General features: G+C 33.1%; 3 protein-coding genes. All 3 read left to right on the top strand.

Annotated elements, in window-relative coordinates; all coding sequences use genetic code 11:
* Positions 1-365: RHS repeat domain-containing protein (locus DXB52_RS15700; RefSeq protein WP_147343400.1), on the top strand; the 365-nt coding region annotated here is incomplete at its 5' end.
* 108 nt (positions 366-473) lie between these two features.
* The gene (locus DXB52_RS15695) at positions 474-734 is read left to right on the top strand and encodes an FDLD family class I lanthipeptide (RefSeq protein ID WP_117908705.1); all 261 of its coding nucleotides are present in this window, start codon (positions 474-476) and stop codon (positions 732-734) included.
* 365 nt (positions 735-1,099) lie between these two features.
* The gene (locus tag DXB52_RS15690) at positions 1,100-1,519 is read left to right on the top strand and encodes a lantibiotic dehydratase (protein ID WP_181989236.1); all 420 of its coding nucleotides are present in this window, start codon (positions 1,100-1,102) and stop codon (positions 1,517-1,519) included.
* The last annotated feature ends 92 nt before the right edge of the window (positions 1,520-1,611 follow it).

Here is a 1,611-nt window from a genome sequence, read left to right as displayed (position 1 = left end):
GTAGCTTTCTTTTGTTTCAAAAACAGAGACTTGTTAGTAAGAGCAGCTACGAATACGATGCACTTGGAAGAATCACCAAAGTAACAAGCGGTTCGAAAAAGGATGTCAGTTACGTTTATGATGACGCAGATAATCTGCAGGCAATCGTGTATCCGGATGGTACAAAGGTCAGCTATGAATACGACTTAAATGATAACCTCGTAAAACTGACAGACCGTAACGGAAAGGTGACGACATACAAGCATGATGCACTGAACCGTGTGACAGAAGTCGTTAGTACAGGGCGGTATAGTGTCAGGCACTGTAAAATGAGGCTAAGGTATAAATTGTGTCTATTTTCCGAAATGATTTTGATGGCTGAATAATTGTATTAAAAGTATAAATTGTGAGAAAATTATTGAAATTAATGTAGAAATGATATATACTAAATACAAGTAAAAAGTTGTATAGATTAACAGAAAAGGAGGGATCTTATGGCAAATTATGATGATTTTGATTTGGACATTAGGAAGATAAAAGGAAACATGGAAGCTGAACCGAAAGGAACAGCTGCAATATGCTTAACAACAGGGACAGCAACGACATGTACGATGCCTACTTTATGTGACACAAGTATTGTAACACTAGCGTCTTGTGATGGAACTTGTGTTGGATGTACAAATACGGAGAAACCTTGTTCAGCTAATACTTGTTCTGCATGCAATTCTTACTGTGGAGGGGCTTGTAGGAAGTGATTTTTAAAAGGAACGTATAAACCTACTTGTTGATTGTACCATTTTTTATTTGTTAAATATGTGATTTTTCTAAGAAAATATAAAAGTATTTTAGAAGAGAAATATATTAAATTATCACTTAAAAATGATAATAAGGACAGGGTCAAGAGAAGGTAATCTTGACCCTGTTTTAAATTTAAGAACCAAGTGCTATACGGTAACTTTATTGGAAAGCGGTAGATGGAATTATAAGTTATTTCATATCCGATTTGACAGGCAATGAAAATACTTAACAAGATTATATATTGTTTATAGTATAAGTGAGTATAATAAAATGGAGGGAGAATTCTAATGTATAGAAGATATAAATGTATGAATTCCTATATATGCGTGGTCCAACTTTCCCTATAGAAAAACTAGAAGAAACATTTCAAACATATGGGAAGAAAAAGGATGAGATAATAATTGATGAGGTACTTGCAGAGGGCTTGGAAAGTGCGACACATAATTTAATTACCGAACTAAATAAGAATAAGCGTAATCAAGATATAGAAAGTACTTTATTAAAATATATTATACGTTCAACAACTAGAGCTACACCATATGGTTTACTATCTGGCATATCAGCGGGAGAATTTGCTAAGAATACAGATGTTATCAGGGAAGATGTTATAGAAAATAAGAAACGATGCAGAGTAGATATGGGATGGCTTTGTTCATTTATATCGAATCTGGAAAAGAATGAAAAAGTATTAGTAAAAATAAGTGTGAAATTCAATGAACAGTGTACTCATAAAAGGGGATAGGATATATAATCCTTACATTACATCAGAAACACAGGAAGATGAACAAAAATCTTTTACACAGCTGTGTCTATACGATTAAGTGAAATTTTATT

It is taken from the genome of Ruminococcus sp. OM04-4AA, from assembly GCF_003462585.1.
Classification (GTDB): Bacteria; Bacillota; Clostridia; order Lachnospirales; family Lachnospiraceae; genus Mediterraneibacter; species Mediterraneibacter faecis.
The sequence above is the reverse complement of the archived record's forward strand: the minus strand, read 5'-3'. Positions and strand labels throughout refer to the sequence as shown.